Source organism: Nocardia sp. NPDC023852, from assembly GCF_040639505.1.
Classification (GTDB): Bacteria; Actinomycetota; Actinomycetes; order Mycobacteriales; family Mycobacteriaceae; genus Nocardia.
In genome coordinates, this window is record NZ_JBFAAB010000004.1 from 192284 (window position 1) to 217931 (window position 25648).

General features: G+C 68.3%; 23 protein-coding genes and 1 pseudogene. 15 read left to right on the forward strand and 9 right to left on the reverse strand.

Annotated features, from left to right (window positions below; translation table 11 throughout):
* Positions 1–72: 72 nt before the first annotated feature.
* From AB0H00_RS10305 to ligA, 4 genes are all read left to right on the forward strand, one after another.
* A complete protein-coding gene (locus tag AB0H00_RS10305; protein WP_357263945.1) occupies positions 73–1302 on the forward strand; it encodes a cysteine desulfurase family protein in 1230 nt (409 codons plus the stop codon).
* On the forward strand, positions 1302–2417 hold the full coding sequence (gene mnmA / locus AB0H00_RS10310) for a tRNA 2-thiouridine(34) synthase MnmA (protein WP_357263948.1): 1116 nt from the start codon (positions 1302–1304) through the stop codon (positions 2415–2417). The genes AB0H00_RS10305 and mnmA overlap by 1 nt, the downstream gene beginning before the upstream one ends.
* Positions 2418–2577: 160 nt before the next feature.
* Entirely contained in the window at positions 2578–3612 is a 1035-nt protein-coding gene (locus AB0H00_RS10315) for a methionine synthase (RefSeq protein WP_357264374.1), read from the forward strand.
* Between the two features lie 135 nt (positions 3613–3747).
* A complete protein-coding gene (ligA, locus tag AB0H00_RS10320; RefSeq protein WP_357263951.1) occupies positions 3748–5859 on the forward strand; it encodes an NAD-dependent DNA ligase LigA in 2112 nt (703 codons plus the stop codon).
* 69 nt (positions 5860–5928) lie between these two features.
* Here ligA and AB0H00_RS10325 read toward each other — a convergent pair whose 3' ends face one another.
* Together AB0H00_RS10325 and AB0H00_RS10330 are read right to left on the reverse strand one after the other, a co-directional pair.
* Positions 5929–6282, reverse strand: coding sequence for a hypothetical protein (locus AB0H00_RS10325; protein ID WP_357263953.1), 354 nt, complete (start codon positions 6280–6282; stop codon positions 5929–5931).
* Between the two features lie 100 nt (positions 6283–6382).
* Positions 6383–6931, reverse strand: a complete 549-nt coding sequence (locus tag AB0H00_RS10330) for a Uma2 family endonuclease (protein ID WP_357263956.1) — start codon at positions 6929–6931, stop codon at positions 6383–6385.
* Positions 6932–7172: 241 nt separating this feature from the next.
* Between AB0H00_RS10330 and AB0H00_RS10335 the strand changes: the two genes are divergently transcribed.
* The 3 genes from AB0H00_RS10335 (at position 7173) to AB0H00_RS10345 (ending at position 9376) form a co-directional block, all read left to right on the forward strand.
* On the forward strand, positions 7173–8399 hold the full coding sequence (locus AB0H00_RS10335) for an ATP-binding protein (RefSeq protein ID WP_357263959.1): 1227 nt from the start codon (positions 7173–7175) through the stop codon (positions 8397–8399).
* 21 nt (positions 8400–8420) lie between these two features.
* The gene (locus tag AB0H00_RS10340) at positions 8421–8744 is read left to right on the forward strand and encodes a hypothetical protein (protein ID WP_357263962.1); all 324 of its coding nucleotides are present in this window, start codon (positions 8421–8423) and stop codon (positions 8742–8744) included.
* A 137-nt stretch (positions 8745–8881) separates the two neighbouring features.
* The gene (locus AB0H00_RS10345) at positions 8882–9376 is read left to right on the forward strand and encodes a GNAT family N-acetyltransferase (RefSeq protein ID WP_357264377.1); all 495 of its coding nucleotides are present in this window, start codon (positions 8882–8884) and stop codon (positions 9374–9376) included.
* Between the two features lie 99 nt (positions 9377–9475).
* On the opposite strand, the gene AB0H00_RS10350 is transcribed toward AB0H00_RS10345, so the two are convergent.
* A complete protein-coding gene (locus tag AB0H00_RS10350; protein ID WP_357263965.1) occupies positions 9476–10126 on the reverse strand; it encodes an amino acid-binding protein in 651 nt (216 codons plus the stop codon).
* Positions 10127–10470: 344 nt separating this feature from the next.
* On the opposite strand from AB0H00_RS10350, the gene gatC reads away from it, so the two are divergent.
* Both gatC and gatA read left to right on the forward strand, forming a co-directional pair.
* Entirely contained in the window at positions 10471–10770 is a 300-nt protein-coding gene (gatC, locus tag AB0H00_RS10355; RefSeq protein ID WP_357263968.1) for an Asp-tRNA(Asn)/Glu-tRNA(Gln) amidotransferase subunit GatC, read from the forward strand.
* Positions 10767–12293 (forward strand): Asp-tRNA(Asn)/Glu-tRNA(Gln) amidotransferase subunit GatA, encoded by a 1527-nt coding sequence (gene gatA / locus AB0H00_RS10360; RefSeq protein ID WP_357263971.1) that lies wholly within the window; start codon positions 10767–10769, stop codon positions 12291–12293. Before gatC ends, gatA begins: the two co-directional genes overlap by 4 nt.
* 282 nt (positions 12294–12575) lie before the next feature.
* Here gatA and AB0H00_RS10365 read toward each other — a convergent pair whose 3' ends face one another.
* A complete protein-coding gene (locus AB0H00_RS10365; RefSeq protein WP_357263974.1) occupies positions 12576–13460 on the reverse strand; it encodes an SDR family NAD(P)-dependent oxidoreductase in 885 nt (294 codons plus the stop codon).
* A 109-nt stretch (positions 13461–13569) separates the two neighbouring features.
* Here AB0H00_RS10365 and AB0H00_RS10370 point away from each other — a divergent pair, with 109 nt between their 5' ends.
* Positions 13570–14160: a TetR/AcrR family transcriptional regulator gene (locus AB0H00_RS10370; RefSeq protein ID WP_357263977.1), complete on the forward strand. Its 591-nt coding sequence runs from the start codon at positions 13570–13572 to the stop codon at positions 14158–14160.
* Here AB0H00_RS10370 and AB0H00_RS10375 read toward each other — a convergent pair whose 3' ends face one another.
* The 3 genes from AB0H00_RS10375 to AB0H00_RS10385 are packed head-to-tail and all read right to left on the reverse strand — an operon-like array spanning position 14161 to position 16920.
* The gene (locus AB0H00_RS10375; RefSeq protein WP_357263980.1) at positions 14161–14604 is read right to left on the reverse strand and encodes an SRPBCC domain-containing protein; all 444 of its coding nucleotides are present in this window, start codon (positions 14602–14604) and stop codon (positions 14161–14163) included.
* Positions 14605–14660: 56 nt separating this feature from the next.
* Positions 14661–16091 carry an alpha/beta-hydrolase family protein gene (locus AB0H00_RS10380; RefSeq protein WP_357263983.1) on the reverse strand — a complete coding sequence of 477 codons (1431 nt, stop codon included), beginning with the start codon at positions 16089–16091 and terminating at the stop codon, positions 14661–14663.
* A 43-nt stretch (positions 16092–16134) separates the two neighbouring features.
* Positions 16135–16920 carry a hypothetical protein gene (locus AB0H00_RS10385; protein ID WP_357263986.1) on the reverse strand — a complete coding sequence of 262 codons (786 nt, stop codon included), beginning with the start codon at positions 16918–16920 and terminating at the stop codon, positions 16135–16137.
* A gap of 165 nt (positions 16921–17085) precedes the next feature.
* Between AB0H00_RS10385 and AB0H00_RS10390 the strand changes: the two genes are divergently transcribed.
* Both AB0H00_RS10390 and AB0H00_RS10395 read left to right on the forward strand, forming a co-directional pair.
* Positions 17086–18309 carry a histidine kinase gene (locus tag AB0H00_RS10390; protein ID WP_357263989.1) on the forward strand — a complete coding sequence of 408 codons (1224 nt, stop codon included), beginning with the start codon at positions 17086–17088 and terminating at the stop codon, positions 18307–18309.
* Positions 18310–18671: 362 nt separating this feature from the next.
* The gene (locus tag AB0H00_RS10395; protein ID WP_357263992.1) at positions 18672–19337 is read left to right on the forward strand and encodes a response regulator transcription factor; all 666 of its coding nucleotides are present in this window, start codon (positions 18672–18674) and stop codon (positions 19335–19337) included.
* Between the two features lie 7 nt (positions 19338–19344).
* Here the strand turns inward: AB0H00_RS10395 and AB0H00_RS10400 are convergent, their stop codons facing one another.
* Positions 19345–20250 (reverse strand): hypothetical protein, encoded by a 906-nt coding sequence (locus tag AB0H00_RS10400; RefSeq protein WP_357263995.1) that lies wholly within the window; start codon positions 20248–20250, stop codon positions 19345–19347.
* A gap of 214 nt (positions 20251–20464) precedes the next feature.
* Between AB0H00_RS10400 and AB0H00_RS10405 the strand changes: the two genes are divergently transcribed.
* The gene (locus AB0H00_RS10405) at positions 20465–22315 is read left to right on the forward strand and encodes a protein kinase (protein ID WP_357263997.1); all 1851 of its coding nucleotides are present in this window, start codon (positions 20465–20467) and stop codon (positions 22313–22315) included.
* A 25-nt stretch (positions 22316–22340) separates the two neighbouring features.
* Here the strand turns inward: AB0H00_RS10405 and AB0H00_RS10410 are convergent, their stop codons facing one another.
* Positions 22341–22544, reverse strand: a complete 204-nt coding sequence (locus AB0H00_RS10410; protein ID WP_357264000.1) for a hypothetical protein — start codon at positions 22542–22544, stop codon at positions 22341–22343.
* Between the two features lie 378 nt (positions 22545–22922).
* On the opposite strand from AB0H00_RS10410, the pseudogene AB0H00_RS10415 reads away from it, so the two are divergent.
* Positions 22923–23132 (forward strand): annotated as a pseudogene (locus AB0H00_RS10415) (histidine kinase); the annotation flags it as partial.
* 256 nt (positions 23133–23388) lie between these two features.
* Positions 23389–25545 carry a protein kinase gene (locus AB0H00_RS10420; protein ID WP_357264003.1) on the forward strand — a complete coding sequence of 719 codons (2157 nt, stop codon included), beginning with the start codon at positions 23389–23391 and terminating at the stop codon, positions 25543–25545.
* Positions 25546–25648: the final 103 nt, after the last annotated feature.

The following is a 25648-nucleotide window of genomic DNA, read 5'->3' on the forward strand; positions in this document are numbered from 1 at the left end:
TAGATACATCGTAGACAGCAGCGGGGCACCCACAAGATGTGCAGGTCAACGCTGGGATAGGCTTTGTTGGTCATGAAGTCGGCTTTTTCGGGTCCGGTCAACGGTGCGGCGCCCCAGACGGTCTACCTCGATCATGCGGCGACCACACCGATGCTGCCTGCCGCCATCGAGGCGATGACGGCTGCCATGAGCATGGCGGGCAACGCGTCCTCGCTGCACGGATCCGGGCGCGCCGCTCGACGGTTGCTGGAGGAGGCGCGCGAGTCGATCGCCGCTGACTTGGGCGCCCGTCCCTCGGAGGTCGTGTTCACCTCCGGCGGCACCGAGAGCGACAATCTGGCGGTCAAGGGCATCTTCTGGGCGCGCCGCGACGCCGAGCCGCGCAGGAACCGGATCATCGTCGGCTCGGTCGAGCACCATGCGGTGCTCGACGCGGTGGAGTGGCTGCAGCAGCACGAGGGCGCCGAGGTGACGTGGCTGCCGGTGGACGCCGAGGGCGTGGTCGCGCCAGGCGCGCTGCGCGCCGCGCTGGCCGAGGACCCGGGTGACGTCGCGCTTGTCACCGTCATGTGGGCGAACAACGAGGTCGGCACCATTCAGCCGATCGGTGAACTAGCCGCTGTGGCACAGGAATTCGGCGTGCCGATGCACAGCGATGCGGTGCAGGCCGCGGCGCAGCTGCCGATCGATTTCGGCGCCGGTGGTCTTTCCGCGGCGAGCTTCGCCGGACACAAGGTCGGTGGTCCGCACGGTGTCGGCGTGCTGCTGCTCGGCAGACAGGTGCCGTGTGTGCCGCTGCTACACGGTGGCGGGCACGAGCGCGATCTGCGGTCCGGTACCGCGGACACGGCGGCCGCCGTCGGACTCGCCACCGCGTTGCACCAGACCAGGATCGAATTGCCCGCGCGCACAGCTGAATTGACCGTGTTGCGAGACACCATGATCGAGGGCATCCACACGACAGTGCCGGACCCGGTGCTCAACGGACCGATCGGCGACCGGCGCCTGCCCGGCAACGCGCATTTCACGTTCCCGGGCTGCGAAGGCGATTCGCTGCTGATGCTGCTGGACGCGGCGGGCATCGAGTGCTCGACCGGTTCGGCGTGCACCGCTGGGGTCGCCACGCCGAGCCACGTGCTCATCGCCATGGGTATCGAACCGTGGCAGGCGCGCGGATCACTGCGATTCTCGTTGGGGCACACCTCTACCCGTGCCGACGTGGACGCGTTATTGGAAGTGCTGCCGCAGGTAGTGGAGCGGGCCAGGGCTGCGGGCCTGGCCGGTGCGAAGGGAGGTGTTTGATGCGGGTACTCGCCGCGATGAGCGGTGGTGTGGATTCAGCCGTGGCGGCGGCACGTGCCGTCGACGCCGGTCACGAGGTGGTCGGTGTACATCTGGCGCTGTCCGCCACACCGGGTACGCTGCGCACCGGGTCGCGCGGCTGCTGCTCGAAGGAGGACGCCGGTGACGCCAGGCGTGCCGCCGACGTGCTCGGAATCCCTTTCTATGTCTGGGATTTCGCCGACCGCTTCAAGGAAGACGTCATCGACGATTTCGTCGCCGCCTACGCGGCAGGCGAGACGCCCAACCCGTGCCTGCGTTGCAACGAGAAGATCAAGTTCTCCGCGCTGGCGGATCGCGCGGTCGCGCTCGGCTTCGACGCGGTGGTCACCGGTCACTACGCGCGGCTCGAGGATGGCGTGCTGCGCCGCGCCGTCGACGCGGACAAGGACCAGTCCTACGTGCTCGCGGTGCTGACCGCGCAGCAGCTTTCCCGTGCGATGTTCCCGGTGGGAGACACCCCCAAGCCGCGCATTCGCGAAGAGGCCGCCGAGCGCGGGCTCGCCGTCGCGAACAAGCCGGACAGCCACGATATCTGCTTCATTCCCTCCGGCGACACCCGCGCCTTCCTCGGCGCGAAGATCGGTATCCGGCCCGGTGCGGTCGTCGACGCCGCCGGTCAGGAACTGGCGAGGCACGAGGGAGTGCACGGGTTCACCATCGGCCAGCGCAAGGGCCTCGGGTTGCCGGGTCCCGCCGCCGACGGCAAGCCCCGATATGTGACCGCCATCGATCCCGACTCCGGTACGGTCCGTGTCGGTTCGGCCGAGGACCTGCGGGTGTTGGTGGTCGAGGCGGATCGCGCGATCTGGACCTCGGATACCGCGCCGGACGGGCCGATCGAATGTGTCGCGCAGGTTCGCGCACACGGCGGCACCGCACCCGCGGTCGCCGAAGCGGTGGGCGACGGGCTGGTGGTGCGACTGCGCGAGCCGCTGACCGGCGTCGCGCGCGGCCAGGCTGTGGTGCTCTACCGTCCGGATCCACAGGGTGACGAGGTGATCGGCAGCGGAACCATCGCGGGCACCGCGCGCGAGGCCGTCACGAACGATGCGGGGTCAGAAGCGGCGCGGTGAGGCGGGCCGGGCGACCGCCGCGCGGGATGAGGAACGGAATCGCCGGTACGCCCGCGTGCTCGATGCTGGTGGGATCCGGCAACGGAGGATCGAACGGACGGGAGTGACGGTGTTCGAGACCGGTACGGATGACGTGGCACACAACGGCGAGACGGACGTGGTGACCGAGCCCGCGCGCATCCGCGGCGGAATCGCGACCGGGGTCGGTTCCTGGCCCGGTGTCGATCCGCGCGAGGCCGCCGCGACGATCGTCGGCGAACTCGGCGACCTGCCACACCTGGTGGAGCTGCCGAATCGTGGTGCGGGCGCGGACCTGATCGGCCGTGTCTCGGCACTCCTGGTCGACCTGCGTTTCGACACCACGACCAGGGGCTACCGGCTAGCTCCCCGCCCGGGAGCGGTCTCGCGGCGCGCCCACGATCTGCTGCGCGCGGACTTGGACGCGCTCGAAGAAGCGTGGGAGAGCGCCGGTCTGTCCGGCCGTGGCCAGGTGATCAAGGTGCAGGTGGCGGGGCCGCTGACCTTGGCCGCGCAGGTGGAGTTGCCCGGAGGGCATCGTGTGCTCACCGATTCCGGTGCGGTACGCGACCTTTCGGAATCCCTGGTCGAGGGGCTGGCCCAGCATGTCGCCGAGGTGCGCAAACGGCTCGGCGCGCAGGTCGTGCTGCAATTGGACGAACCGTCGCTGACCGCGGTGCTGGACGGCTCGCTGCGCGGTGTGAGCGTACTGAACACCGTGCGCGCCCTGCCCGAGCCCGAGGCGCTCGCCGTCCTGGACTCGGTGATCACCGGCCAACCGGCGCCGGTGCTGGTACACAGCTGCGCCGAGCTGCCCGCGTTGGCTCTGCTGCGGCGCAGCGCCGCCGCCGCGGTCGGCTTCGACCTGGCCATGATCGGTACCCGCGAGCTCGACGAGATCGGTGAAATCCTGGAAGCGGGAAAGCAGCTGGTGCTCGGCGTCGTCCCGACCGTCGCACCGGCCACCTCGGTCACGTGGCGCGACGTCGCCGAGCCGGGCGTCCGGCTGGTCGATCGGCTCGGCTTCGGCCGCAGGACGCTGGCGGAACGGGTCGCGGTCAGTCCCGTCTGTGGTTTGGCCGGTGCTGGGCTGGAGTGGAGTCGCAGGGCCCTGCGTCTGGTCGATGAGGTCGCGCGGGCGTATGCCGAAGAACCAGAAGAGCTTTCATTCTCCTGACCTCCGGCGTCCGGATTCGCGCCTGGGAGTAGTGCGCGAGGCCGCCGCTTCGTAGCCGGAATCCATGCTGTCGAGTGCGGCGACGTGCGCGAACGCGACGGTGTGCTGTCGGGGGCCTCCGCTAATGTGCGAGGCGTGGACAGCGACAGCGCGGCGGCCCCGGCGACGGCAGAGCAGCGGGTGGAGTGGCAGCAGCTCGCGGACGAGGTGCGCGAGCACCAGTTCCGCTACTACGTGCGGGATGCGCCGATCATCTCCGACGGTGAGTTCGACGCGTTGTTGCGGCGGTTGCAGGCCATGGAGGAGCAGCATCCCGACCTGCTCACTCCGGATTCGCCGACCCAGCTCGTCGGCGGCGGATTCGCTACCGATTTCACCGCGGTCGACCACCTCGAGCGGATGCTCTCACTGGACAACGTTTTCGACGTCGATGAGCTGCGCGCCTGGGCGAGCAGGGTGGAGGCGGAGACCGGGCCGGACCTGCATTATCTGTGTGAGGTGAAGATCGACGGTGTAGCGCTGAATCTCGTCTACCAGAACGGGCGCCTGGTCCGCGGCGCCACCCGCGGCGACGGGCGCACCGGCGAGGACGTCACGCTCAATGCCCGCACCATCGACGACATTCCCGGCGAGCTGGCGCCCAGCGACGAGTTCCCGATCCCGTACCTGCTCGAGGTCCGCGGCGAGGTGTACTTCAGACTGGAGGACTTCGAGACCCTCAACGCGGCAATAGTGGCCGAGGGCAAGCCGCCATACGCCAATCCGCGCAACACCGCGGCCGGTTCGCTGCGGCAGAAGGACCCGTCGGTCACCGCGCGACGCAGGCTACGAATGATCTGTCACGGCTTCGGCCGCATCGAGGGATACACTCCCACCTCGCAATACGAGGCGTACCGCGCACTCGCCGCATGGGGTCTGCCGGTGTCCGAGCACACCAGGCGGGTGCAGGGCATCGACGCGGTGATCGAGCGGGTCGCCCACTGGGGCGAGCACCGGCACGACATCGAGCACGAGATCGACGGCCAGGTGATCAAGGTCGATGAGACGGCGCTGCAGCGCCGCCTCGGTTCCACCTCGCGCGCGCCGCGCTGGGCGATCGCCTACAAGTACCCGCCCGAGGAGGCGACAACCAAGCTGCTGAAAATCGAGGTGAATGTCGGCCGCACCGGCCGGGTCACCCCGTTCGCGGTGATGGAGCCGGTGTCCATCGCGGGATCCACGGTCGCGATGGCGACCCTGCACAACGCCGCCGAAGTGAAGCGCAAGGGTGTGCTGATCGGCGATACGGTCACCATCCGCAAGGCGGGCGACGTGATTCCCGAGGTGCTCGGCCCGGTGGTGGACGCGCGCCCGGACGACGCGCGCGAGTTCGTCATGCCGACGCACTGCCCCGAGTGCGGCACCGAACTGCGGCCGGAGAAGGAGGGTGATGCCGACATCCGCTGCCCGAACCAGCAGTTCTGTCCGGCGCAGTTGCGCGAGCGCGTGTTCCACGTGGCCGGGCGCGGCGCCTTCGACATCGAGTCGCTCGGTTACGAGGGCGCGATCGATCTGCTGAAGTCCGGCGCGATCGCCGACGAGGGCGACCTGTTTTTTCTCGACGCGGCGGCGCTGCTGACCACCTCGCTGTATGCCAACAAGAACGGCAGCCTCTCCGCCAATGGCAAACGGCTGCTGGACAACCTGGAAGCCGCCAAGGATCGGCCGCTGTGGCGGGTGCTGGTCGGGCTGTCCATCCGGCACGTCGGCCCCACCGCGGCGCGTGCGCTCGCCGCGGAGTTCGCCAGTCTGGACCGCATCCAAGAGGCGTCGGTCGAGGAGCTGGCCGCCGCCGACGGTGTAGGCCCGACCATTGCGGCCGCCGTGGCGGAATGGTTCACCGTCGACTGGCACCGCGCGGTGGTGGCGAAGTGGCGGGCCGCCGGTGTGCGGATGGAGGACGAGCGTGACGAGTCCATCGAGCGCAACCTGGAGGGCCTGTCCATCGTGGTGACCGGCTCGCTGCAGGGATTCACCCGCGACGGTGCCAAAGAAGCGATCTTGGTGCGCGGTGGCAAGGCCGCGAGTTCGGTGTCGAAGAAGACCGCGTTCGTGGTGATCGGTGATTCGCCGGGGTCCAAGGCCGCAAAGGCGGAGGAACTCGGGGTGCCGATCCTCGACGAGGAGGGCTTCCGGCTGCTGTTGGCAGGCGGACCCGGCGCGGTGTCACCGGCTACCGCCGCCGAAGACGCCGACGCCGAGGAGTGAGCGCACCCCGCCGAGTGTGAGCGGCGCCGTGGTCCCGCCGCGCGCTGTTCGGCGCCGGTCGACAAAGCCTCAGCTGACCGTCACCGTCGCGCTCAACTGTCCTGGGATATCGAACCGTCCGCAGCGACCGTCGCTCAAGTCGAGTTTCTGGGTCACCAGTTTGCCGCGGGAGTTCTTGAACGTCGCCTCGGCGGTCACATCCGCGGTCGGCGTCGAGCACACCTTCGATACCGGCGCCGACGGGTCGTAGCCGACCGTCCCTCCGCCCTGGCACGTGTTCGTGCTGTTGGCGAGAAACACCCGCGCGGTGCCCTCCGGACACGGCGCGTCGGCGACCGCCTCGGGCGCCACTGCCAACGACCCGAGTGCGAGTGCGGAGACAATGGAGCTTCGGACTACAAGACGACGAACCGGCAGTTTCATCGTTACCTATCCCATCGAGCGGCTACAGCAAATCCGGCCGCGAACGGCGTCCAGGCATGCTAACTCGCTCCCACCACACTTGTCCTGGTGATCGGGCGGGCTACTCGGGAAACAGCAGATCATCCACAGCGAGCGTGGTATCGGCGTAGTGCACCGGGATGTAGTCGCCGGGCCGGTATTCCTTGCGCGTTCGGTACCCGGCAGGTGTCGGCTCGGTGTGCTCGTAGATCACAGTTCGGGTGACCACCCAGTACGCCGAGTATCCGGCCCGCCCATACAATTTCGCCTTCACGCCGAGGTCTTGCGTAACTGTCTCGTCGGAGATTTCGACGACCAGGAGTACGTCGGACGGGTGCCACACTGCGAGCTTGGAGCCGATCGTTTCGACCTGGTCGGCATCGGCGCGCAGGACCCAGCAATCGGGATCGGGCAGAGACTGGGCGGTGGGTAGTGTCTCGCTGGTCACTTCGACACCTTCGGTCGGAAGCTTCCGCGCGATGCGGAATACCGCTCGGCCGTGCCAGGACCCGATGACCACCGGCCATACCTCCCCCTCGACGAGTTCGACACGATGGTCGAACGCGCCCGCCTCCCACGCGCGCAGGAACTCGCTGCGCGTCCAGCGGTAGGCGATCGAAGCCTCGGTCATGCGCTCAGGGTACCGTGCCGCCGAGCACCGAACCATTGTTCGCTTACCTGTTCTGCCAGGTAGCGGTCATGATCGGGTGCTGGCGTCGAGGAACGGTTCGCGCGTTGGCGAGTCGGTGCGAGTGGTCGAAGTGCGCGCCGCGTGGACGTCCGATCGCACGGAGTGTTCCCGGTACTACGGGCTGGTGTCGCCGGGCTGTGGTGGAGACGGAAGTATGGCGGGCATGCTGCGCAGTTTTCGTGTGACCAATCACAGATCGCTGGCCGAGGGGCAGGAGTTGCGGCTGACCAAGGGGAGCGGGCCGGTGGCCGTGCCGGTGACCGCGATCCACGGCGGCGCCGCGGCGGGCAAGACGAACCTGATCGATGCGCTCTCGCAGATGCGCGATGCGGTGTTGCACTCGGTTACCGGGTGGGATCCGTACGCCGGACCGGTGCGAGCGCCTCATCTCGGATTCCCCGATCAGCCTTCGGAATTCGTGGCGGCGTTCGTCGCCGAGGGGGTGCCGTACACCTACGGGTTCCGGCTGGACAACGCCGACGTTGCGGCCGAATGGCTGCACACGCATCCGCGCTCGCGCAAGCGAATCGTGTTCGAGCGCATCGGGGAGCAGATCAAGATCGGCCCGATGTTCGAGGCCGCGCGGTACGGGATCGCCGCGCTGGTGCCGCTGGTTCGTCCGAACGCCTTGCTGCTCGGCCTCGCCGGGCAGATGTACTCCGACGCGCTCGTGCCCGCGTACCGCTGGTTCCAGTCGATGCTCGAAGTACAGCGCGGGCCCGCCGACCCGGACGCCATCGCACATCGGCTGGGCAGCCACGTCTCGCGCTCCCCGGAGAGCGCGGCCCGCCTGCTGATGCTGCTGCGCACCGCCGAACTGGGCATCACCGACCTGCTGATCGCCGAGAACGATCCGATGTACGCCGACTACCTGCGCGATCTGGACGCCGACATCGCGGGAATCGGCAAACAGATCGACCTGTGCGCCGCCTCGCCCGGTTACGCCGACCAACTCCTGCAGGACAACGGCCTGACCGCCGTCCTGCTGGAGCGGGAGCTGACCAACCTGAAAGCCGCCCGCGACGCCCTGTACGCGCGGATGGTCGCCCGGCGCGGTGTCGGCCTCGGCCTGGTGCACGACGGCATCGCCAACCCGTTCGACATTCGCGACGAATCCTCCGCGACGCTGTCGCTACTGCGAGTACTGCCGACCATGCTCGACGCGCTGGACGCCGGCCGCGTGCTTGCCGTGGACGACATCGGCGCGCGCCTGCCCGCGGAGGAGACCGATCGGCTGATCCAGCTTTTCCAGAACCCGGAAACCAATTCCCGTGGCGCCCAACTGATCTTCACCACCGATAGCCGCGCTCTGATCGACCGGGGCAACGGGCGGTCACAGCGCACCCGCACCGCGGTCTGGCAGATCCGCCGCACCGGCAAGGGGACCAGCGAGCTCACGGCGGTGTAACGCGCTCCTAGCATGGTGGACATGCTGGAGTTCGCCTCGCTGGTGATCTTGACCGCCGTGCTGGTTTCGCTGATCGTTTTCGCCATCCGTGGCCGCCGTGGCTTCCGGCTCGCGGACCCGGAGAACGGAACGCTGCACGTCACCGGCGTGAGCCCACGCCCCGACGCACTAGGTGAGCAGTACGTGACGATCACCGGCAACCTCACCGGTCCTTCGGTTCCCGGCACTGTCGTTTACGGCCGCTTCGCCTGCGATACGAACTCCTGGCCGGAGATCGGCGATTTCTATACCGTGGTCTATCCGCCGGGCAAACCCGACCGCTGGCAGATCTCCCAACCGGGCTGACGAGTCCGCTCGGGCGCAATCGTCTCGGTCGAATAGCCGTGCCGCCGTGAGTAAGCGTTCCGGTGAGCAGATCGTCCGGATGGCGATGTGATGTAGCCCGTGTGATGGCCGGTGGCATCATGCGGGGTATGGATGTGATGGACACCGGTGTAGTCGTGCGGACGGCGCGGCCGGACGAGTACGACGCGGTCGGTGAGTTGACCGTGGAGGTCTATGTCGGTGCGGGCTATGTGCAGGCGGGCAGTTGGTACGCGGGCGAGTTGGCCGACACCGCCCGCCGCGCGGCGGGCGCGGAGGTCCTCGTCGCCGTCCACGCCGAACGAATCGTCGGCTCGCTCACCGTCGCACGTCCCGGTACCCCCTACGCGGAGATCGCGCAGCAAGGTGAGTTGGAGTTCCGCATGCTCGCCGTCGCGAAGTCGGCGCGCGGCCTCGGCGCAGGAACAGCGTTGGTGCGCACCGTGATCGACCTGGCCCGCGCGGAGGGCTTCGCCGCCGTCGTCCTCACTACCGCGTCCGCCATGGTCGATGCCCGCCGGATCTACGACCGCTTCGGCTTCCGTCCCGTCCCCGCCCGGGACTGGCGCACCAGCGTCGGTGAACTCCTGAACGTCCTCCGGCTACCCGTCTGAGTTCTGCTGGGCGGGGTTCTGCTGGGCGAGCCTCCCGAGCGCGGCTGCTCGAAGTGGCGACGAGGCCGTTCGCCGCCTCGGGACGCGAGGGGCCGAGTGCTAGCCGAGGACGGTCGCGACGATTCCCGCGAGATAGCCGAGCCGGGCCACTTCGGAGGGCCGGAAGTCGGGGCCGCCCGGGCGGCCGAGCAGGAGCACCTTGCCGGTGTTGCCGAGCGGAGCGGCGGCGAGTTTGGTGTCCATATCGCGCCAGAATTCCGGGACCCAGTCAGCTTCGGGGTCGAGGACGGTGGGCTTCTCCAGCGGCATCCAGGGCGTCGAAGCCGCCTGTGTGTGCGGCGCACTCGGGCTCCCGACCACCCGGTACCCGCCCTGCGGCCCGATGTCGATGATCGTGCTCCAGCCGACCCGCAGCACGCGCGGGACGCCGTCGACCAGCACCTGCATCCGGTCGTCGTGGGCGCTGGCCACCTGGTCGATGAGTTCGAGTTCGCGGTGGGTGTCCAGCACGCCGGAGTAGGGGCGGATGGAGTCCACGTGCACATCGCCGATGGATTCGGCGGCGGTGATGAGGGTGTCGGGCAGTGCGCCCGAGGGCACCTCGACGACCAGATCGTCGACGGCGTAGCCCGCTTCGCGTTCCACCACATCCAGCGAGAGGATGTCGGCGCCGACAGAGCCCAGTGCGAGGGCGAGCGCACCGAGACTTCCCGGTCGATCCGGAAGTAGCACGCGGAGCAGATACGACACGCGCGTTCCTTTCCTTCGGCGGCCGAGGTTCTGAACGGATACCCGGGTGAGGCAATATTTACACCCCTGTGGGCGGGTTATCGAGTCGAAGCATGGCCAGTGACGCACGCCACCCCGCAAATTCGTGCGAAAACGGCGTGTTGGATTGTTTCCGGGCGCCCGTGTCGCGGTAGCGGGCGGGTGCGAGGAGTTCGCTCGGAATCGATCGAGCCGCACGGCGGAGGAAGCACGGGTGCCGGGGTGGAGGCGTCGTAACAGGTGGCTAGGCTAGTGCACGTCGACGCCGTCCTCCGCAAGCGGAACCGGTGTGAATTGTTGAAACCGAAGCCGAAAGGGGTCCTGCGGTGCCCGCCATCTCCCGCGACGAGGTCGCACACCTCGCCCGGCTGTCCCGGCTCGCGCTGTCCGATGTCGAACTGGATCAGTTCGCAGGCCAGCTGGATTCGATCCTGAGCCACGTGCGGACCATCTCCGAGGTCGCCGCCGCCGATGTCCCGGCCACCGCGTCGCCGGACCCCGCGACCAACGTGACCCGGCCCGACGAGGTCGTGCCCTGCCTGACCCCGGACCAGGCGCTGTCCGGCGCGCCCGCGGTCGACGAGCAGCGGTTCATGGTTCCGCAGATCCTGGGAGAGGGCGAATGAGCGCAGCGTCGCATAGCGATTCGACCGGGGGCAGTGGTCGGGCCACGGGCAGGTCGGACCTGACCACGCTGTCGGCGGCCGAGCTGGCCGACAAAATCCACGGTGGCGAGCTGTCCTCGGTGGAGGTCACCCAGGCGCACCTGGATCGGATCGCCGAGGTCGACGGTGAGTACCACGCCTTCCTGCACGTCGCGGGGGAGCAAGCGCTGGCGACCGCGGCCGCGGTGGACTCCGCGTTCGCTTCCGGCGCGAGGCCCGCCTCGCCGCTGGCCGGAGTTCCTTTGGCGCTCAAGGACGTATTCACCACCACGGACATGCCGACCACCTGTGCGTCGAAGATTCTCGAGGGTTGGGTGTCGCCGTACGACGCGACGGTCACCACGCGGTTGCGCGACGCGGGCATCCCCATCCTCGGCAAGACCAACATGGACGAGTTCGCCATGGGCTCCTCCACCGAGAACTCGGCCTACGGCCCGACCCGCAACCCCTGGGACACCACCAGGATCCCGGGCGGCTCAGGCGGCGGTTCCGCGGCTGCGCTGGCCTCCCATCAGGCGCCGCTGGCCATCGGCACCGATACCGGCGGTTCGATTCGCCAGCCCGCCGCCGTCACCGCGACCGTCGGGACCAAGCCGACCTACGGGACGGTGTCCCGCTTCGGCTTGGTCGCCTGTGCGTCGTCGCTGGACCAGGGCGGTCCGTGTGGGCGCACCGTGCTGGACACCGCGTTGCTGCACGAGGTGATCGCCGGATACGACCCGCGCGACTCCACCTCGCGCGATGTGCCGGTGCCGCCGGTGGTGGCCGCCGCGCGCGCGGGTGCGCAAGGTGATCTGCGCGGCGTGCGAATCGGTGTGGTGAAGGAGTTGCACTCCGACAGCTACCAGCCGGGCGTGCTCGCCTCCTTCGACGCCGCCGTCGCGGTGCTGAAGGAACTCGGCGCCGAGGTGATCGAAGTGTCATGTCCGCACTTCGAATACGCGCTGTCGTCCTACTACCTCGTGATGCCGTCGGAGGTGTCGTCGAACCTCGCGCGGTTCGACGCGATGCGCTATGGCCTGCGCGTCGCCGATGATGGGCAGCACAGCGCCGAGCAGGTCATGGCGGCCACGCGCGCGGCAGGATTCGGCCCGGAAGTCAAGCGGCGCATCATGATCGGCACCTACGCGCTCTCGGCGGGCTACTACGACGCCTACTACGGCCAGGCGCTCAAGGTGCGCACGCTCATCGCACGCGACTTCGACAACGCCTACGAACAGGTCGACGTGCTCGTCTCGCCGACAAGCCCGTTCACCCCGTGGAAGCTGGGCGAAAAGGTCGACGACCCGCTCGCCATGTACCTCTCCGACCTGTGCACCCTCCCCACCAACTTGGCCGGTCACCCGGCCATGTCGGTCCCGTCCGGCCTGAGCGAGGACGACGGCATGCCGGTCGGTCTGCAGATCATGGCCCCCGGCCTTGCCGACGACCGCCTCTACCGAGTGGGTGCCGCTTACGAGGCCGCCCGCGGACCCATCGCCTGACCCACCGGCACTTCGCACACTCGCTTCACGCCCCAACCCTCGCGTGTGCGAAGTGCCGCCCGGATCCCGCCCGTTCGGCCGATAGCAGCGCAGCAGGGCTCTTGCGGGTGCGACTGAACCGGGCGGTAAGGATCTTCAGCCGGCCTACGGAAACGAGCCGTGTGTCCGCGGACGTCAATGCCCGACCGCCATGGTTCTTCGCACCAAGTGGAGGCTGCGGTCAGCGAGTGTGGGTCGGATACTCGGCCAGGACACGGGTTCTGGGTGGTTGCATGTCGGTTCCTATGCGGGCCAGGTGAATTCGGGATCGGTTGTGTAGTCCTGGCGGCGCTGGTCGAGGGCGATCGCCACCATGTCATGTGCGCCTGGGCCGATGATCTTGCGCAGTGGTGGGTTCGACATGTTCACCAATGCGATCAGGCCTGCGGCTCCGATTTCCGGGGGCGCTTCGGTCCATTCCGGCTCGGTGTCGGGCGATGTGGCTTCGGTCGGGTTCGCGTCGGTGGGGGAGGGCGTCGGGTTGGCCGAACCCGCCGTCGGGTAGTTCGGCATGCCGAGGATCGCGGTGCGCAACTCCTCATAGGCCGGGTTGCCGGTGGCGAACCGCATACTCGACTTGGCCCAGTCGGTGTCGAAGCCACCCATCTGGGCGAGGGTGACGGAGATGCCGAACGGCCGTAGTTCGTCGGCGAGGGAGGCGCTGAAACCTTCCAGTGCCCATTTACTCGCGTTGTACATGCTGAACAGGGGGAGGCTGCCGACGGCGCCGACCGTCGAGATCTGCACGATGTGCCCGGAACCCTGTGCGCGAAGGTGTGGTACCGCTGCCTGGGAAACCCAGAGGGCACCATAAAAATTGGTGTCCATCTGGTCCCGGATCTGGGCTTCGGTGAGTTCCTCGACGGCACCGACCAATCCGTAGCCCGCGTTGTTCACGATCACGTCGATCGTGTCCATCAGCGCGAAAGCCTTGTCGACGGTGGCGATCACGCTCTCGCGTTCGCGGATATCCAACGGCAGCACGGTCAATCGGTCGTGGGCGAGCTCCGTCATGGCTTTCGGGTCCCTGGCGGTCGCGACGACGCGGTCGCCCTCGGCGAGCGCGGCCGAGGTGAACGCGCGGCCGAGTCCGCGGTTGGCGCCGGTGATGAACCAGGTTCTGGTCACAAAAGGTCCTTTCGTCAACGAGACGCTTCGTCTCGTTGACGAGAATGGCGAACCGATGCGGTCTTGTCAAGACGAGACGTTTCGTCTTGTTACCTGCTACAGTCGCGGCATGGCCGACACTCCTGCCGCGGCGCGGCGTAGCGAACGGGCCCGGGCGGCGATCCTCGCCGCCGCCACCGAGCTGATCCGCGAGCTCTCCTACCCGAAACTGAGCATCGAGGCGATCGCCGGTCGCGCTGGTGTCGGCAAGCAGACGATCTACCGCTGGTGGCCGTCCAAGGGTGCGGTCGTGTTCGACGCGATGCTCGAATCCGATTCCGGCCCGAGGGGTCTCGCGCTGCCGAACACCGGTGACATCGCCGCCGACCTGCGTGAGCTGCTGCGCGGATCGGCCGCCGCCCTGATCGACCCTGGCTTCGAATCTTTCCTTCGTGCCATGTACATCGAGATCCAGCAGGATCCCGCGTTGGCGGCTGCCTATCGCGAACGCTTACTGCTTCCGCAGCGCGCGGCTATCGCGGACCGCCTCTCCGCCGGCGTCGGCTCGGGCGAACTCCGCGCCGATCTGGACATCGAACTCGCCATCGACCTGCTGCTCGGCCCGATTCAGATGCGATGGTCACTCGGTCTCGGTGGACTCACCGAGGCATACGCCGACGCGGTTCTCGATGCCGCGCTGGCATATTCGCGTGCGTGCTGATCAGGAGCCCCGTAGCGACTCGGCTTGTTTCTGGATTCCGTCGGTCATGCCCGCGAAGCCGTGACGCAATTTCTTGCCGAGAAGCGCGACGACCACAGGGTGCAGCCAGCCCGCGAGCTCGAAGTGCGACTCGTAACGGGTGCGGTTGTCGGCGAGCGGCGTGACGGTGTGTGAGCGCAGGCTGTGCAGAGCGCCTGGCGGGACCGGCTTCATCGAGTAGCTGAGCTCGTGGCCGGGAGTGTGTGAACGGATCCATTCGCGCTGCTTGCGCGGGGAGTCCGAGAGGTGGACGAGCATGTCGATCGGCTCACCCGGCACCAGCGAACTGTGGCACTCCGAGACGAAGGGATTCCACTCCCCGTAGCGCGGGAAGTCGGTGATCACCTGCCATACGAGCTCTGTGGGGGCATTGATGTCGACGGCAAGGTCGATGACAAAAGCCATGTGGAAATTAGAACATGTTCTATGGAAAGCCGCCCAGCGGACGTGAGACGAGCGGGTCAGCACGTCCCCATGGCGGTGCCCTGATCGGTGCCGTAGCGGTGGCCGTGGCCAGGAGGAGCGTTCAGTGCGGCGAGCAGATCCGCGGTGGTCTGCACGAAGGCGACCACCGGAAGCCATTGGGGGACAGGAGCATCCACCCGAGTGCCACTCAGGTCGGGCGCGCGCCACAGCTGGGCGGGTGACCAGTGGACCACCGGGTCGGAACTGTTGGCCAGTACGGTAGCGCTGCCGCGGTGCCCACTGTTCGCCGGAGGTCCGGCCCACAGGACAGCACACGTTCGGCTGTCCTGCTCGGCGTCGTCGGCGAAGACCGCATTGCCGCCCAGTGCGCCGAGACTCTGGCCGTACAGGTACAGCTTCGGCTTGTTCGTCAGCCCGCGCAGGTGTTTCTCCACGGCGGTGAACAGGGTGCGCGCGGCGGTCACCGCGTCGTCGCGGCCGAACACGAACGTCGCCCAGCTCGGCAGGTAGGAATACTGCAGCCCGACCACCGCGACGTCACCGTCGAAGCGCTGATCGAAACCAGCGACGGCGTTCGCGTCGATCCACCCTGATCCGGTCGGCACCGCGACGACCAGATTCGAGCGATCGAATCCACCAGAGCGCTCCAATTCCCGGATCGCCAGGGCGACCCGGCTGTCCAGGTCCGGCGCTGACGCCACCCCGACGTACACGCGCACCGCACGCACGGGCACACCGCTGACGAACTTGCGCCCCTCGGCGCCCAGCGACGACCAGCTCACCGCCGACCCGGCACTCCCCGAGCCGGCATGGGAAACCGGCTGTACCAGAGTGGGATCCAGTTCGGCGTTCGCGCTCGCGTACGCGGCCTCGCGCCAGCCGACCACCGCGGGAATGCCGACGAGCGACAGCAGCACCGCGGCCACGAGGGCCGATGACACCCCCCGCGCCCAGCCCAGTTTGCCGAGCGCCCAGGCGATCGAGCGAATAATACCGGTCAACAGTCCGATGATCAACGCCACACCGAGTGCCCAACGCACCCAATAGCCCGCTTCGATCTGCGGTGTCCCCATCGCCGCGCGCAGACGGTTCTGCCAGTGCCCTGCGTTCGCCGCTGCGCCGACCACCAATACCGACGTGGCGATCGTCAGAGGAAGCCGGGCCCACGAGTGACGCTGATTGATATCGCAACCCAGGCGGCGCGACAGGAATCCGACAACTCCCGCGATGCCGAAGGTCGCGGTGGCGACCAGTCCGGTCACTACGGCCTGAGCGCTCGGCGTCCGGGGAAGCAGCCCAGGGGTCAACGACGCCAACGTCCCGATCCCGAGTCCGAGGGTCGTGCCGATGCGTGGCGGCCCGACCGGCCGCACGGCATATCGCAGTGCGATCGTAGCTCGACGACGAATGGTTGTGCGCGCCATGCCCTTCGCGGTCACGACGCTTCCCACACCCTTCGCGGTCACGACGCTTCCCACGGATCGGCGGCTCCGGACGTCGGCGTGCCGGTCATGGCTGAACCCCCAGCACTCCCGCGCTATTCGACAACGTACCCGTGGCATCCCGCCGCCGATTCCGCACGACGAGCACGGCGCCGAGCCCCACGACGCCGGCGGCGAGCACCCCGAGCAACGTTCGGCTCACCGCCGGTTCGGAATTCTCCGCACCGAGCAGGGATTCGACCACCGGTGCGCCGTAGTCCTGCCGGCGCGAGTTCAGGTCGACGGCGGTGTTCGCGATCGTCGCCATGGCATCGCAGCGTGCGCGCGAGAACGGTTCGATGCGGGTGGCACAGGCCTCGTGCATGTGCCGGTCCAACGTCGCGTCGAGTGCCTGACGTGCCCACGGTCCGAGCGGCTGGCCGCGCCGATCGGCGTAGCGCAGCAGGTCGTAGCCGAGGTCGTGGGCTTTGCACGCGGTGTCGAACTCGGGAGGCAAGGTTACCGGCGAGGAACAGTCACCTCGTGGATTGACCACAAGTCCGTCCATCGTGCTCGGTCGGTAACCGAACGAGGCGGCGAAGTCCGGCGGAATGGTGGTGAGCGAGCCGGGGCCGCCCGCGGTCAGATCGGTGACAGCGGTGACGGCCTGCGCGCTTTCGACCGGCGCGGACGCGGCGGCGGCATGCGGCGCGGGCGCGAGGAACACGGTGGCCGCCATGGTGGTCAGGGCCGTCGCGGTCAATGCCGCGTAGCGACGCGTGTATGCGGCGGAAGAGGTTGTGGCGGAAGGGGTTCGGGCGCCTGCGGCCGATGCGGACCGGGTCGTGGGTCCTGCGCTGGTCGGTGTGCTCATGGCGTCGACGTTAGGCAACCGGTTCGCGCGGTCGCCTCACGCCCGGGCATGTTTCGCGCGCCATGCTGCCGGGGGAGCCGCCGCGCCGTCTCGCACCGGGGTATGGGGCCGAAATCACCCGGGGGTATGAGGGCGCGCTGACCTGGAGTTTCTAGTGTCGTAGGCATGAAGCAGAAGAGTCGTGCCTGGCTGGGGCGGCTGGACGCGCGGACATGGTTCGACCTGTGCACAGTCCTGGTCGCTCTGATCTGCTACGCGGTGGCCTGGCCGACGTTGCACCTGACCCACGCGGTGCCCACCGCGGCGCAGCCGTTCATCGCGGCACTGGCCGCTTTCCCGGTGCTGCTCGTCCGGATCAATCCGGCGCTGGGCTGGGCCATCTCGGCGGGCTCGGCGCTGGTGATCGCGCTGGCGATCCCGCATCAGCCGAACAACGAGCTGCCATTCGAGGTCGTGCACGTGCTCAGCTTGCTCCTGCTGCTGTTCGCGGTGGCGCTGCGTGCGCAGGGGCAGATCGTCGCGGTCGCCTGGGCTGCGACGGCATTGCTGTTCTCGACCACCATGCCCGGTGAAGGCGACGCGTTCGCGAACGCCGCCTGGGGCTGGCCGGTCGCCTTGGCCGCGCTGGTGCTGTTCGGACTACTCATCCGATGGCTGGTGTTGTCGCGGCGGCAGCTGGTTCGCCAGGAGGAGGAGAACGAAGTCGAGCGCGCCCGCCGCGCGATCCTCGAGGAGAAGGCCCGCATCGCCCGAGACCTACATGACGTGGTGGCCCATCACATGTCGCTCGTGGTGGTGCAGGCGCAGACCGCGCCCTACCGGGTGGAGGGCGTGACGCCGGCCGCGCGCGCCGAGTTCGAGTCGATCGGCGCCACGGCGCGCGAGGCGCTCAACGAGATCCGCGGCATGCTCGGCGTCCTGCGTAGCGACGGGCAACTGCCCGAACACGCGCCGCAACCGAAGGCCGCCGACGTGATCGGACTGTTCGAGGGCGCCCAGCGCGCTGGAGTTCGGATCGCATGGACGGTCGACGGCCCGCTGGACACTGTCTCCGAACTCATCGGCCTCGCCCTCTACCGGATCGCCCAGGAGTCGTTGTCCAACGCCTCCCGCCACGCCCCCGACGCCCCGGTCCAGGTGCATATCGCGCGCGGTGCGGAACTGCTGCTCACCGTCACCAACGGCCCAGGAGTCACGGTCGCCCGCACGATCGGCAACGGCGGCCACGGCATAGCGGGCATGCAGGCACGGGCCTTGGCCGTCGGAGGGGACGTCTCGGCCGGCCCCCGTGCCGACGGCGGCTTCGAAGTGCGCGTTAGCCTCCCGCTCGCCGCACCGGGTAACACCGGCCAGATCACCGCGGTATTCGACGCCGCGACGAACCGGTGAGGGTCAAGGCCCCGACGGCATCCGGAGAGCCTTCGGCCGCTGTGCGAGGAACCGCGGGAATCAGCACCGCTTTTGTCTCCCCACCGCAACGATCGGTCCCACTGCCGTTTCTGAGCGAAGGGTCCAAGGCGGCTTCGCTCGCGACGCGACCGCGTTGGTCCCACTGCGGTTTCTGAGCGCACGGGCCAAGGCGGCTTCGCTCGCGACGCGACCGCGTTGGTCCCACTGCGGTTTCTGAGCGCACGGGCCAAGGCGGCTTCGCTCGCGACGCGACCGCGTCGGTCCCACTCCCGGTTCCGAGCGCAGCGAGACAAAAGGGGGTCGCGAACACGCCGCGCCGAAGACGCGGCCAAAATTACACAGTGGCAATTACCGTATTGATCGCCGACGACCAGGCGATGGTTCGACAGGGGTTCGGAGCGCTGCTCGCGGCTCAGCCGGACATCAGCGTGGTGGGCGACGCGGCGGATGGGAAGGTCGCGGTGACCGAGGCCAAGCGGCTGCGCCCGGACGTGGTGCTGATGGATGTGCGGATGCCGGAGATGAATGGGCTCGACGCGGCCCGCGCCATCCTGTCCGCCGGTTTCGATCCTCCGGTGCGGGTGCTGATGCTCACCACCTTCGACATCGACGACTATGTCTATGAGGCACTCAGCCTCGGCGCCAGCGGGTTCCTGCTGAAGGACGCGCCCGCCGAGGAACTGGTGCGCGCGGTGCGCGTCGTCGCCGACGGTCAGGCCTTGCTCGCGCCGACCGTCACCCGCAGGCTCATCGCCGACGTCACTCGCCGTCGTAGCGCTGCCCGCGCGAAGCCGGCACCCGCGCTCACCTCGCTGACCCCACGTGAGCGGGAGGTGCTCGAGCTGATCGCCAAGGGTATGTCGAACACCGAGATCGCCGAAACTCTCTTCGTGGCCGAGCAGACCGTGAAAACCCATGTGTCCAAGGTGTTCTCGAAGCTGAACCTACGGGACCGCGCGCAGGCGGTGGTGCTGGGCTACGAATCCGGCCTGGTCACTCCGGGCTGAGCTGGAGTCACTGGGGCGTGCAGGTCCCACCGTGCAGGTTGGTGACATGACGGCCGATCAGCTGCGCCAGCCGGCTCAGGATCGCGGTGGCGTCGTCGAAACTTCCCGAATCGGCCTGCGCGGCGAGGGCGACGGCGATCATCCCGGAGCGGACCGGCACCAGTCCGAACTGGCGGACGGTGTAGATGCCGGTCTGATCGTCCGGCCCCCAGCCACCCTTGTATGCCGTGCCCTCCAGCACGCCGAGCCCCCACGCCTGCTCGGGCGTGATCGACGACATCAGCTCGGTCACCTTGGACGTCTCGGGCAGGCATGGTAGCCGTGACGCGAACCGGACCTGGTTCGCCAGCGACCACTCGGTGCCGCCGAAGGACTGGTAGTCCAGCGTGGTCCGCGGTCCCGCCACGCCGGTGGTGGCGTCGCCCGCCTCGTCCAATACGTCCTGCACCGCCTTGGCGGCCTCCAGACCGTCTCCGAGGGACTCCCACAGCATCTCGGCGGCATAGTTGTCCGACACCGTGATGGCAGCCTGGGCCTCTTCGAGGGTGCCTCCCTGCGGATCGCGCCGCAGTGCTGCGATCGCGAGTGGGACCTTGATGGTCGACCATGCGATGCCGCTGACCCAATCGCCGAAGACGGTCATCCGGCCGCCGCCGACGGGCATGATCGCCATGCCGACCTGTCCGGCAAGTTGCGGTTGCAGCTGGGTGAAGTCGGCGGCCAGCGAGTCGGGCATGGACACCGACAGGCCCGGCCGCCACGCTCCCGCGGTGTTGACGACCACGGTGGGCGCCTGGGCGGCGGACTTGTCTCCGGGAATCAAGGAGCATGAGGCAAGAGTGATCAAGACCACCACGACGGCCGTGCCCAGCACCGAGCGACATGCGAATCCGGTTCCCGTCGACCTCACCACCGAGTCCTCCCCACCACCAGTGACGCGTGTTCGCTGTTCGTCGGCGGTGCAATAGCTCACGTGCCCGTCCGGTCGGTGACCGGACAGGAGACATCATTGCCGCACAACGGGGACGGTGTCGCGACGAGGATGTCTCGTACATAGTTTTGCGGATCTTCCCGGAGAATTCGAAACCCCGTGGCCACGGCATCACCCGGTAGGCTCCAGGATTTGTATGGAGAGGCCGGACGCCCGCGTCCGGCCGCCGCGGTCACCTGAAGGGGGCGTGTTGCTCAACAGCGGTGCGGTGTTCGCTGGGTTCACCATCGAGAAGCTGCTCGGACAGGGTGGCATGGGATCGGTGTACCTGGCCCGCCACCCCAGGCTGCCCCGGCAGACGGCACTCAAGCTGCTCAACCGGGAGCTGTTCGCCGACACCGAGGTCAGGGCGCGGTTCGAGCGAGAGGCGGATCTGGCCGCGCAGTTGGATCATCCGAATATCGTCGCGGTCTACGACCGCGGCACCGAGGACGAGCAGCTGTGGATCTCCATGCAGTACGTCGACGGCGTCGACGCCGCGACGGTGAACCCGCAGAGCCTGCCGCCGGAGCGGGCTGTGCAGATCATCGACGGTGTCGCGGCGGCACTGGATTACGCGCACGGGATGGGCGTGCTGCACCGGGACGTGAAGCCCGCGAACATCATGCTGGCCCGCGCGATGGGCGGGCAGGGTGAACGCATCTTCCTCACCGATTTCGGGATCGCCCGGCTGCGTGAGGATTCCACGCATCTGACCCAGACCGGCATGTTCACCGCGACGCTCGCCTATGCCTCGCCGGAACAGATGACCGGCGCGCACCTGGATCACCGTTCCGACCAGTATTCGCTGGCGTGCGCGCTGTACTGGTTGCTGACCGGCGTCGCTCCGTTCGATTCTCCCGCACCGGCCGAGATCATCCGCGGCCATCTCCAGCTGCCGCCGCCCTCGGTCGCGGCAAGACGCGCCGGTCTTTCCCCCGCACTCGACGCGGTGATCTCGAAGGCGATGGCGAAGCGTCCCGACGAGCGGTACGCGTCATGCGTCGAATTCGCCACGGCCGCACGGCAGGCGCTGACCGCACCCGCGCTGCCCGTGTCGCCGTACCCATCGCAGCCCGCACCGACCGTGATCGCGCAGCCGTCGCAGGCGAATCCGGCGTATCCCGGGCCGGTGTCGAGCCCGCCGACCTACGTCGCCGCGGCGTCCGGCCCCGCCTACACCGCGCCGCCGCAGTACACACCGAATCCAACGGGCGGGCAACAGTTTCCGGCATCCGAGGGATATGCCGCGCCGACCCCGAATTACCCTGCGGCACAGCCTCTTCCGTTGAGCGCCCCGCCGCCGACGGCCTATCCGCCGCACCAGCCGCTCGGCTACCGACCCGAACGGCGCTCGAACACCGGCCTGATCGTGGTCATCGTGCTGATCGTGGTGGTCCTGCTCGTCGCAGGCGGGATCGCCATCGCCGAGTTCGGGTCGTCGTCGAATCCGTCGTCCGCCCTCGACATCACCACCGAGGCACCGCAGGGATCTGCCGATCCCGGCACGCTCGCCACGGCGTTCCCGAAGTTGCTGCCGCAGGGCGTCGACGTCCGACACAACATCGGCTCCGGCCCGGGGTACCGCGGCAAGATGTGCTTCCTCGACACCGCCGACAACGGCGGCAAGGTGTCCAGCGCCTCCGACGTGCCCGACTTCCCGAAATGGGCGACGGCGTGGAACTGCTGGGGCACGCCGATCAACGAGCCCGACTACGTCGTCATCGCGTTCCAGTCGCCGCAGGACGCGCAGGCAGCGGTGCATGATCTGCCGTCGAATACCTCAGGAACGGAACAGAACAACGGGAAGTCGTACTCGACCTACCGGTGGCAGCGGACGTCCGGCGGGCTCCCAGACGGCTACCTCGTCATCGATTTCCACGACGACCCGGCCCGATCGAGCTACCTGCTGTATGCCAAGGTGACGCTCACCGACAGCATGCCCAGCTCCGGATTCGGTTTGACCACTCCGAAATTCAAGGCGTGGTTCACCGGCTTGCCGCTGTAGGCCATGGCGCTCAGCCGGCCGCGCGCTACCGCGCCATGGCCTTCGAGGGGTAGTGGCGGCGGCGATACTGTGCGTCGAGCACCGCGCGCAGCAAACCCTCTTCGCCACCGAACAGTCGCTCCAGCTCCGGTATCCCGGCGAACAGGTCGGGACCGGCTGGATCGACCGCCGCTCGGCGGAGCACAGTGTGCATGATGTCGGTGCGAGCGTGCTGATCTTCCCAGGTCATGGCCATCGCCTTCCTTCCGTGGACTACAGCTCAACAGCTCACGCGACGGACGCGATGGTCGGACGTCGTCGTGCCGGGGACCCGAATACTTCTCCGATCACGGTAGGAGGAGTTGCCCGCTCGCGGAACGATGCACCGGGCCGGACGAGGCGGCTAGCCTTACAGAATGGGTGTGACCGGCGTCTCCGATCCGGGTATCGGTATGCGGCCGGGCGCGTACGGGCCGCACTGCTGCACACCAGCTGCTGCACACCAGGCAGCGGTGTACCGAATTCGGACGCGATCCCGTGGCCGCGTTCCGGCGCAACGTCGAGCAGTTGCCGTTCGACTACCCCCCGTCGATCATCATCAGCGTCGATCTCGCGGTGCTCGTCGTCGCGGCGCACCGTCGGGCTGCTGGACGCGCGGCCGGGGAAAATAGTCCCGGAGCCGGGCGTGGAGGACATCGAGGATCTGGTCGGGGATTTCGTGCGGGCGGGGCTGGATGTGCGCTACAAGTGCGACGGCGACCTCGGCGTCGTGTCGCCCGCGGTCGGACTCGCGCTGTACCGGATCGGGCAGGAGTCGCTGGCGAACGTCGTCAAACACGGGCACGGCGCGTCCGCGACGGTGCAGCTCGCGGTAGACGCGACCGAGGTGACGTTGACGGTGGAGAACACGCGGCCGGCCGGGCTGCGTCCGCAGCGCGGCGCGGGCATGGGGCGGGATCGAGCCGCGGCGATCGTGTTCGCGTTTGACCACGGGGTGGTGACACCCGGAGAATCCACTCTGTGACGGGCAGGCTCCGGTCGCGAATCGCGTGATTCTGGTGTGCTATCCCCGCCTGGGATGTGGAGGATGACGAGTGCAGGAAGCTGGGCCGAGAACCGGGACGCGGTTCGGGTCGTACGAACTGCGGTCGTTGCTGGGCAAAGGCGGTATGAGCGAGGTCTACGAGGCCTATGACACGGTGAAAGACCGGGTGGTCGCGGTCAAACTGCTGTCGGAAGAGCTCGCCAAGGACCCGATGTACCAGGTGCGTTTCCGGCGTGAGTCGCAGGCTGCCGCGCGGCTGGCCGAGCCGCACGTCATCCCGATCCACGACTGGGGCGTGGTCGACGGTGTGTTGTTCATCGACATGCGGCTGGTCCATGGCGTCGACCTCCGCACCATCCTGCGCGGCCAGGGGCCGCTCAGTCCCGCTCGCGCCGTCGGCATCATCGAACAGATCGCCTCCGCGCTGGACGCCGCGCACGCGGGCAACCTGGTGCACCGCGACGTCAAGCCGGCGAACATCCTGGTCACAGACTCGGATTTCGCCTACCTCGCCGATTTCGGCATCGCGCATACCGAGGGCGACAGCGCGGTAACCCTGGTCGGTATGGCCATCGGCTCCTACATCTATATGGCCCCGGAACGCTTCGACGTCGGGCCGGTGACCGGGCGCGCGGACATCTACTCGCTGGCCTGTGTACTGCACGAATGCCTGACCGGAGCAACGCCGTTCCCGGCGGCCAGCATGAATGTGCTGATCAAGTCGCATCTGTCCGATCCCCCGCCGCGACCGAGCGCGCAGGCCAACGGCATTCCGGCCGCATTGGATGCGGTGATCGATCGCGGCATGGCCAAAGACCCGGCCGACCGCTTTCCGACCGCGACCGCGCTGGCCAGGGCCGCCCGTGCCGCCCTCGGAGCGGTCGCACCGGCCGCACCGACGCTGGTGGTGCGCGCGCCCGCCTCGGCGCGGCGTCCAGGGAATCCGACCGTGCGTGGTGCCGTACCGCCGGAGTCGACGGGGGAACTGTCGCTTTCGGCGGTGATCCGTCCGAGCGGGCCGACGGTGGTGCGTCCAACGGAAACCCAGTTCACGCCGCTCCCGTCGCCGGACGAGCCACCATCGACACCGTTCAGGGCGCCTGCGGCGTACACGCCCGCGGTAGGACTGCCTCCGATGCGGCCCTTCCCGGACGCGCATCTGTACCCGGAGACCCAGGCGTATGCGGAGTCGGCGGGACACACGCCGCTTCAGGCGTATTCGGAACAGCCGACGCAGGGATATCCGGAGGTAGCGCCACAGGCGTATTCGGAGTCGGGCTCGTGGGCGTATTCCGAGTCCTCGCCGGAGGCGTATTCCGAGACTGCTTCGCGGGCGTATTCCGAGTCCCCGTCGCGGGCGTATTCGCAGACATCAACCTACCCAGGGTTCTCCGAGACACCACGGCATCCAGGGGCAGCGAACTATCCGGAGACCACACAGCATGCGGATCAGGCACTCGCACCGGGCTCGCCCGACCCACAGGGTCCCACCGCGCACGACTATTCGCCACCGACCGAGTACCTGACCCCGGCGACGCATCCGGTGCGGGACGGTCGTGCCACCCGCACCGACTATCCGCCGCAGGACGACTATCCGGTGCGTACCGACTACCCGCCGCCTCATCGCGACGATCCGGGGCACGGCTACGACGACTACGAGGAGGAGGACGAGGACCCCTACTACCCGTCGCGCAGGGGCCGCTCCATCGCGCTGCCCGTCATGGTCGCCGTGCTCGCCATCGTCGTGCTCGCCGTCGGCGGCGCGATCGGTTGGCAGATGTTCGGCTCCGGAGGCTCCGCGACGACCGCCGCCGACCGCGCATCCGAGGCGCCCGTGGCGCCGACGGCGAGCACGGGCGGCCGATCGCCGGTCAGCCCGTCCGCCGCTCCATCCACGTCCACCACGGCCAAACCGACGCCGGTCACGCTGCCCGCGGGGGCCAGTCCCTGCGGCCAGGGCCAGCCGGTCCCCGGTGCGTTCACCCAGTCGGCCACGGGCACGGCAGTGACCAGCTGCGCGTTCGCCGAAGAAGTGCGAAGGGCCTACGCCGAACTCGGCCCGGCGCAGAACGCCGCACGCGACGCGTCGCGCGCGGTGGTGGCGACCAGTCCGGTCACCGGCCAGCGTTACACGATGAATTGCCAGGCCAAAGGCCAGATGGTCACATGCAGTGGCGGTGAGAACGCGGTGGTGTACGTCTACTGACACAGAACTCGCAGCGAGCGCTGGTCAGGGGATGATCCCCGTGACACCGGGTAGTCGGAAGCGGCGCCGGCGAGGCCGTCCAGCCGCGCCTGGTGCCCTATGC

Excerpts from the sequence above, each read along its gene's own strand:
- AB0H00_RS10305 (WP_357263945.1), top strand. The coding sequence starts at position 73 with ATGAAGTCGGCTTTTTCGGGTCCGGTCAACGGTGCGGCGCCCCAGACG.
- mnmA (WP_357263948.1), top strand. The coding sequence starts at position 1,302 with ATGCGGGTACTCGCCGCGATGAGCGGTGGTGTGGATTCAGCCGTGGCG.
- AB0H00_RS10325 (WP_357263953.1), bottom strand. The coding sequence starts at position 6,282 with ATGAAACTGCCGGTTCGTCGTCTTGTAGTCCGAAGCTCCATTGTCTCC.
- AB0H00_RS10330 (WP_357263956.1), bottom strand. The coding sequence starts at position 6,931 with ATGACCGAGGCTTCGATCGCCTACCGCTGGACGCGCAGCGAGTTCCTG.
- AB0H00_RS10340 (WP_357263962.1), top strand. The coding sequence starts at position 8,421 with ATGCTGGAGTTCGCCTCGCTGGTGATCTTGACCGCCGTGCTGGTTTCG.
- AB0H00_RS10345 (WP_357264377.1), top strand. The coding sequence starts at position 8,882 with ATGGACACCGGTGTAGTCGTGCGGACGGCGCGGCCGGACGAGTACGAC.
- gatA (WP_357263971.1), top strand. The coding sequence starts at position 10,767 with ATGAGCGCAGCGTCGCATAGCGATTCGACCGGGGGCAGTGGTCGGGCC.
- AB0H00_RS10370 (WP_357263977.1), top strand. The coding sequence starts at position 13,570 with ATGGCCGACACTCCTGCCGCGGCGCGGCGTAGCGAACGGGCCCGGGCG.
- AB0H00_RS10375 (WP_357263980.1), bottom strand. The coding sequence starts at position 14,604 with ATGGCTTTTGTCATCGACCTTGCCGTCGACATCAATGCCCCCACAGAG.
- AB0H00_RS10385 (WP_357263986.1), bottom strand. The coding sequence starts at position 16,920 with ATGAGCACACCGACCAGCGCAGGACCCACGACCCGGTCCGCATCGGCC.
- AB0H00_RS10390 (WP_357263989.1), top strand. The coding sequence starts at position 17,086 with ATGAAGCAGAAGAGTCGTGCCTGGCTGGGGCGGCTGGACGCGCGGACA.
- AB0H00_RS10405 (WP_357263997.1), top strand. The coding sequence starts at position 20,465 with ATGGAGAGGCCGGACGCCCGCGTCCGGCCGCCGCGGTCACCTGAAGGG.
- AB0H00_RS10410 (WP_357264000.1), bottom strand. The coding sequence starts at position 22,544 with ATGACCTGGGAAGATCAGCACGCTCGCACCGACATCATGCACACTGTG.